The sequence below is a fragment of the Pseudomonas sp. S10E 269 genome (genome assembly GCF_002798465.1).
In the GTDB taxonomy this organism is placed as follows: domain Bacteria; phylum Pseudomonadota; class Gammaproteobacteria; order Pseudomonadales; family Pseudomonadaceae; genus Aquipseudomonas; species Aquipseudomonas pergaminensis.
This window is the reverse complement of sequence record NZ_PHIJ01000001.1, coordinates 6,212,335-6,218,592: the sequence shown is the minus strand read 5'-3', so window position 1 is coordinate 6,218,592 and position 6,258 is coordinate 6,212,335. Positions and strand designations below refer to the sequence as shown.

5 protein-coding genes are annotated in these 6,258 nt (G+C 60.8%); 3 read left to right on the top strand and 2 right to left on the bottom strand.

Going from position 1 to position 6,258, the window contains the following annotated elements; translation table 11 throughout:
• Positions 1-9: 9 nt before the first annotated feature.
• Together macA and CWC48_RS28810 are read left to right on the top strand one after the other, a co-directional pair.
• On the top strand, positions 10-1,161 hold the full coding sequence (macA, locus tag CWC48_RS28815; protein ID WP_078047979.1) for a macrolide transporter subunit MacA: 1,152 nt from the start codon (positions 10-12) through the stop codon (positions 1,159-1,161).
• A 3-nt stretch (positions 1,162-1,164) separates the two neighbouring features.
• A complete protein-coding gene (locus CWC48_RS28810) occupies positions 1,165-3,123 on the top strand; it encodes a MacB family efflux pump subunit (protein WP_078047980.1) in 1,959 nt (652 codons plus the stop codon).
• A gap of 132 nt (positions 3,124-3,255) precedes the next feature.
• Here CWC48_RS28810 and CWC48_RS28805 read toward each other — a convergent pair whose 3' ends face one another.
• Together CWC48_RS28805 and CWC48_RS28800 are read right to left on the bottom strand one after the other, a co-directional pair.
• The gene (locus CWC48_RS28805) at positions 3,256-3,927 is read right to left on the bottom strand and encodes a response regulator transcription factor (RefSeq protein ID WP_099492504.1); all 672 of its coding nucleotides are present in this window, start codon (positions 3,925-3,927) and stop codon (positions 3,256-3,258) included.
• A 156-nt stretch (positions 3,928-4,083) separates the two neighbouring features.
• On the bottom strand, positions 4,084-5,319 hold the full coding sequence (locus tag CWC48_RS28800; RefSeq protein ID WP_100490996.1) for a methionine gamma-lyase: 1,236 nt from the start codon (positions 5,317-5,319) through the stop codon (positions 4,084-4,086).
• A 123-nt stretch (positions 5,320-5,442) separates the two neighbouring features.
• Between CWC48_RS28800 and CWC48_RS28795 the strand changes: the two genes are divergently transcribed.
• Positions 5,443-5,913 carry an Lrp/AsnC family transcriptional regulator gene (locus CWC48_RS28795; RefSeq protein WP_078047982.1) on the top strand — a complete coding sequence of 157 codons (471 nt, stop codon included), beginning with the start codon at positions 5,443-5,445 and terminating at the stop codon, positions 5,911-5,913.
• The last annotated feature ends 345 nt before the right edge of the window (positions 5,914-6,258 follow it).

Genomic DNA, 6,258 nt, shown 5'->3' with positions numbered 1-6,258 from the left:
AGGTCACCCATGGAAACGTCAAAGTTACGCAAACTAGGAATGCTCACGGCAATCACAGTCGCCATAGGCCTGATCATCTACACGGTCCAAGCTCCCGCCGACGCCCCCCAATACCTGACCGCCACCGCCGAACGCGGTGACATCGAAAACGCCGTCCTCGCCACAGGCCTGCTCGAAGGCATCAAACAGGTCGACGTGGGCGCCCAAGTCTCCGGCCAATTGAAATCCCTCAAGGTCAAGGTCGGTGACAAGGTCAAGAAGGGCCAATGGCTCGCCGAAATCGACCCGCTGATCCTGCAAAACACCCTGCGCAAAGCCCAGGTCGATGAAGAAAACCTCCAGGCCCAACGCCGCGCCACAGCGGCCCAACTCAAGCAAGCCAAGTCAGTGTACGAACGCTACAAGGGCCTGCAGGATGACGAATCAGTGTCGCGCCAGGATTTCGAAGACGCCGAGTCCACCTTCCAAGTGCAACAAGCCAACCTCTTGTCCCTGGACGCCCAGATCAAAAGCGCCCATATCCAGATCGACACCGCCAAGGTCAACCTGGCCTACACCCGCATCGTCGCGCCCATCGACGGCGATGTGGTAGGCATCGTCACCCAGGAAGGCCAGACCGTGATCGCCAATCAACTGGCGCCCGTGCTGCTCAAGCTGGCGGACCTGGACACCATGACCGTCAAGGCCCAGGTCTCCGAGGCCGATGTGATTCATATCAGTCCCGGCCAGCAGGTCTACTTCACCATCCTCGGCGAGGCCGACAAACGCTACTACGCCAAGCTGCGCGGCACCGAACCGGCACCGCAAAACTTTCTCGAAACCCAGACCGCCGGCACGCCCAAGCAGAACACGGCGGTGTTCTACAACGCGCTGTTCGATGTGCCCAACCCCGATCACCGCCTGCGCATCGCCATGACCGCCCAGGTGCGTATCGTGCTCGACACGGCCCAGGCTGCGTTGATGGTGCCGGTGGCGGCACTGGGTGCACGCAACAACGACGGCAGCTACTCGCTGCGGGTGCTGGACGCCAAGGGCAAGGCGGTGTCGCGGGCGGTGAAGACCGGGATCAACAACAACGTCAAGGTGCAGATCCTCGACGGCCTGGCCGAAGGCGACAAGGTGGTGATCGGCGACGCCACGCCAGCCGTGGCGGGGAACTGACGCATGACCCAGCCACTGTTGGAACTCAAGGGCATCACCCGTAGCTTCATGGCCGGCGAGCGTGAATTCATCGCGCTCAAGGGCATCGACCTGACAATTCATGCCGGGGAAATGGTCGCGATCATTGGCGCCTCGGGGTCCGGTAAATCGACCCTGATGAACATCCTCGGCGGCCTGGATTACGCCAGCGCCGGCAGCTATAAAATCAACGGCATCGAAACCCGTTCATTGGGTGATGAGCAGTTGGCGGAACTGCGCCGCGATTACTTCGGGTTCATCTTCCAGCGCTACCATTTGCTGGCGCACTTGAGTGCCTTGCACAACGTGGAAATGCCGGCGATTTATGCCGGCACACCGGAAACCGCGCGTCACAGCCGGGCGCGGGAGTTGCTTGCGCGCCTGGGTCTGGCGGGGCACACCACCCACCGTCCCAGCCAGCTCTCGGGGGGGCAGCAGCAACGGGTGAGTATCGCCCGCGCGTTGATGAACGGCGGCGAAGTGATCCTCGCCGACGAACCTACCGGCGCCCTCGACACCCACAGCGGCAAGGAGGTAATGCGCATCCTCGCCGAGCTGCACGCGGCCGGGCACACGGTGATTATTGTCACCCACGACCCCAAGGTCGCGGCGAATGCCCAGCGCATTGTCGAGGTCAGTGATGGCGAGATTGTCAGCGACAAGGCCAACGACAGTGTCGGCCTGGAACTGCCCAGCGAAACCCCGATAGAGCCCAAGCGCAGTGGCGCCCGGCGCCTGGTGGCAAGCCTGGGGTTGTTCAAGGAGGCCTTCAACATGGCCTGGGTTGCGCTGGTGTCCCATCGCATGCGCACATTGCTGACCATGCTCGGTATCGTCATCGGTATCACCTCGGTGGTGTCGATCTCGGCCATCGGTGAAGGCGCCAAGCGCTATGTGCTCAAGGACATCCAGGCGATCGGCAGCAACACCATCGATATCTTTTCCGGCACCAGTTTTGGCGACAGCCGTGCTTCGGCTATCGAGACGTTGATGCCGTCGGATGTGGATGCGTTGAACCAGTTGTATTACGTCGACAGCGCCACGCCGGTGGTGGGCCGCAACCTGTTGCTGCGTTTTGGCAATATCGACCTGGACGCCCAGGTCAATGGCGTGAGCGAGCGCTATTTCAAGGTCAAGGGGCTCAAGCTCGAAGCCGGTATCGCCTTCAGCGAAAGCGACGCACGACGCCAGGCCCAGGTGGTGGTGATCGACCACAACACCCGGCACCGCTTGTTCGGCCCAAACGTCGACCCGCTGGGCCAGGTGATCCTGGTGGGCAACCTGCCGTGCACGGTGATCGGGGTGACCGCCGACAACAAGAATATGTTCGCCGCCAGCAAAGCGTTGAACGTATGGGTGCCCTATGAGACGGCGGCGGGGCGTTTGCTTGGGCAGCGCCACCTGGACAGCATCACTGTGCGCATCAAGGACGGCCAGCCGAGCAAGGTGGTGGAAGACAACGTCAACAAGCTGATGCTGCAACGCCACGGTACCAAGGACTTCTTCACCAACAACCTCGACAGCATCATGCAGACCGTGCAGAAAACCAGCCGCTCCCTGGCGCTGTTGCTGTCGTTGATCGCCGTGATTTCGCTGCTGGTGGGCGGTATCGGGGTGATGAATATCATGTTGGTGTCTGTCACCGAGCGTACCCGCGAGATCGGCATTCGCATGGCGGTCGGCGCGCGCCAGTCAGACATTCGCCAGCAGTTCCTGGTGGAAGCAGTGATGGTGTGCCTGATCGGCGGGCTGATCGGGATCTCGCTGTCCTATGCCCTGGGCTTTCTGTTTTCGTTGTTCGTGAAGGAATGGGAAATGGTGTTTTCCCTGGGCTCGATCATCACGGCGTTTGCCTGCTCGACGTTGATCGGCATTGTGTTTGGCTTTGTGCCGGCCAGGAATGCGGCGCGGCTGGACCCGATCGAGGCGCTTGCCAGGGATTGAGGTTTGTCAGCCAATAGAGATTAAATGTGGGAGCGGGCTTGCTCGCGAATGCAGTGTGTCAGTCAACAGATTCATTGGCTGAACTACCGCATTCGCGAGCAAGCCCGCTCCCACATTTTGAACAGGTATGTCTTAAAAGCCTGTGTTGTCCTCAGTGGCATACATCCATCGCAACAACGAATGCCGCCCGCTGATCCCCAGTTTGATCGACGCGCGCTTCAGGTAGCTCTCGATGGTGTTGACCTTCAACGCCAACTGCTCCGCCAACTCCGGCGCGGTCCGCCCGGCGAGCAGGCCCACGCACACCTCAAGCTCACGGTTGGAGAGGGTCAACCCCGACTGTACCAACCGTTCTTCGATGCGCCTGCGCAGGGTTTCGAGGCCCTGGTTTTCCGGCACCACCGCGTCGCTGTCCTGACGGCAGGGCTGGATCGCGGCGATGTGCTTTTCGACCATGGGCAACAGCAAGGTGGAGAAGTCCTGCAGCATGCTGCGTTCCTGCGGCGAAAAACTCTCGGACTGGTGTGTGCGGTACACCGACAGCACATAGCGCACGTCATCCCGGCGCCGGGTGAGGTGCAGTTCTGCTGCGGGTTGTTCTTCGTCGAGGGTCGCGACCGAGTCGGTATAGATCGGGCTGATCTTGCGACGAGTGTGCCCGTCGGCGCTGATCTGCAATTGCGTGATATGGGTGGCATCCACGGCCAGTTGAGTGAGGATGAGGTCATGCAGCATGCGTGGAAAATGGCGGCTGCCGGTGCTGGCGATGACCTTGCCAATATGAGGGAACAACTGTGCGTTCATCAATTCGTCCATGAGGCGTGCAGGTATTCGGCTTCATAGCGGCGGGGATTTAAAGTGCAAGCCAATGCGAATAACCTAGCGTAATAGTCCTTCCCGCCGGAACCTATGCTAGTACAGCCTGGCGGCGGGAAGGGGATCCAATCCGAAAAAATCAGATTAAAAGCTCACAAGCTTAGAAGGACGCGTCAGGGTATGGCTGCACTTGGCCAGCGCCTGCTGCACATCCGCCAGCAGGTCGGCGATATCTTCCAGGCCCACCGACAAGCGCACCAACCCTTCGCTGATGCCGTGTGCCGCCCGTTGCTCCGGGGTGTAGGTGGAATGGGTCATGCTCGCCGGGTGCTGGGCGAGTGACTCGGCATCGCCCAGGCTGACGGCGCGGGTGAACAGCTTGAGGGCATTCATGAAGCGCCGGCCGGTGTCGATTCCGCCTTTGAGTTCAAACGCGATCATGCCCCCAGGCAATTTCATTTGCCGCGTCGCCAATTCGTATTGAGGGAACGAGCGTAGCCCGGGGTACGTCACCCACTCCACGGCCGGGTGCGCCTGCAAGGCTTCGGCCACCGCCTGGGCATTGCTGCAATGGCGGTCCATGCGCAGGGCCAGGGTCTTGAGACCACGCATCAACAGCGAGGCGTCCTGGGGCGACATCACCGCGCCGGTCAAGTCCTTGAGGCCTTGCAGGCGAATCCGCTGGGCCAGGGCCTGGCTGCTCACGGCGATGCCCGCGGTGATATCGCCGTGGCCGCTGAGGTATTTGGTGGCCGAATGCACCACCACGTCGGCACCCAGGTCCAGTGGGCGTTGCAGGTAGGGTGTGCAGTAGGTGTTGTCGACCACCACGGTGACATTCGGCTGTTGGTGGGCGAGGGCGGCCACGGCGGCGATGTCCACCAGCTGCAGGGTGGGGTTGGCCGGGGTCTCGCAATAAATCATGCGGGTGGCGGGGCTGAGCGCGGCTTGCAGGGCCGCCAGGTCCGTGAGGTCGACATGCCGCACCTTGATGCCGAATTCGCCGATGCCATGGTGCAGCAGGGCGAAGGTGCACCCGTACAGCGTCTGGCTGACGATCATTTCATCGCCGGGGCGCAGCAGGGTCCAGAACGTCGCGGCGATCGCGCCCATGCCGGAACTGAACGCCACCGCGGCCTCACCGTTTTCCAGGGTCGCCATGCGCGATTCCAGCAGCGCCAGCGTCGGGTTGGAGATCCGTGTGTAGAAGTGCCCGTCGGCTTCGCCGGCAAAGCATGCGGCGCCGTATTCGGCGGTGGGGAACGCGAAGGTGGCAGACAGGTAGATCGGCGGCACGAGCGCGCCGTGGTGGTCCTTGGGGTCGTAGCCGTGGTGGATGGCGCGGGTGGAAAAGCCGAATGTGTTGTGTTTATTGTTCATGTCGGACGCTCCTTATTTCCTACAATGCTATGCTCATAACCAGAGATGAACTTTGCAATGTTTGCTGCTAATTCCTGCGTCCTGGGATGAAAAACCTCGAAAAATAACAATCAGAGGCACGTTATGCCCGTCAGTCTCGACCGTACCGATAAAGCACTTTTAAACGCGTTGCAGGGCAATGCCCGGCTCACCGTGGCCGAGTTGGCCGACCGCGTTTCCCTGACCACCTCGCCGTGTTGGCGGCGGGTGCGCAACCTGGAAGAGAGTGGGGTGATCAGTGGGTATCAGGCGATCCTCTCGCCCAAGGCGTTGGGGTATGGGGTGACGGCTTTTGTCAGCATCATGATGGAGAGTCATACCCAAGAAATTGCCCGGGCGTTTGAGCGGCGGTTGTTGGAGATTCCGGAGATTGTGGCGTGTCATAACGTGTCGGGGCGGTATGATTTTTTGTTGGAAGTGGTGGCTAGGGATTTGGAGTCGTTTGGGGAGTTTGCGCGGGAGGTGTTGCAGACGTTGCCTTGCGTTAAGGAGATTTATTCGAGTTTTTCGTATAAGTCGGTGAGGGCTTTGAGGGTGATTCCTTTGCCGGGGTGATGGGGGGGTGTTGTGTTGTGTACATATCCGTTGCTTCGGTAACGGCTACCTATGGTTCCGCTCTTACAGCGGGTCACTTTTGGAAGGACCCAAAAGTAACCAAAAGGTCCTCGCCCCAACACTCGGCACCTCGCTTAGGCTCGGTGTGCCCTCACTCCGGCTTGAATCCGTGGGCCGCCGCCACGCGCCATCCATGGCGCGGGGCGGCTAACCCGGCGTCCTGCCGGGTTACCCACGGATTCAAGCCTGCGTTCGGCCAGCGTGTTTGACGGGGCGCCTCAGATCAAGATCAAGAGCGACTCGCTTCGCATCGTGGATACGCGGTCCATTGTAGGAGCCGGCTTG

Coding starts and splice junctions, on each gene's coding strand:
- macA (WP_078047979.1), top strand. CDS start 10: ATGGAAACGTCAAAGTTACGCAAACTAGGAATGCTCACGGCAATCACA.
- CWC48_RS28810 (WP_078047980.1), top strand. CDS start 1,165: ATGACCCAGCCACTGTTGGAACTCAAGGGCATCACCCGTAGCTTCATG.
- CWC48_RS28805 (WP_099492504.1), bottom strand. CDS start 3,927: ATGAACGCACAGTTGTTCCCTCATATTGGCAAGGTCATCGCCAGCACC.
- CWC48_RS28800 (WP_100490996.1), bottom strand. CDS start 5,319: ATGAACAATAAACACAACACATTCGGCTTTTCCACCCGCGCCATCCAC.
- CWC48_RS28795 (WP_078047982.1), top strand. CDS start 5,443: ATGCCCGTCAGTCTCGACCGTACCGATAAAGCACTTTTAAACGCGTTG.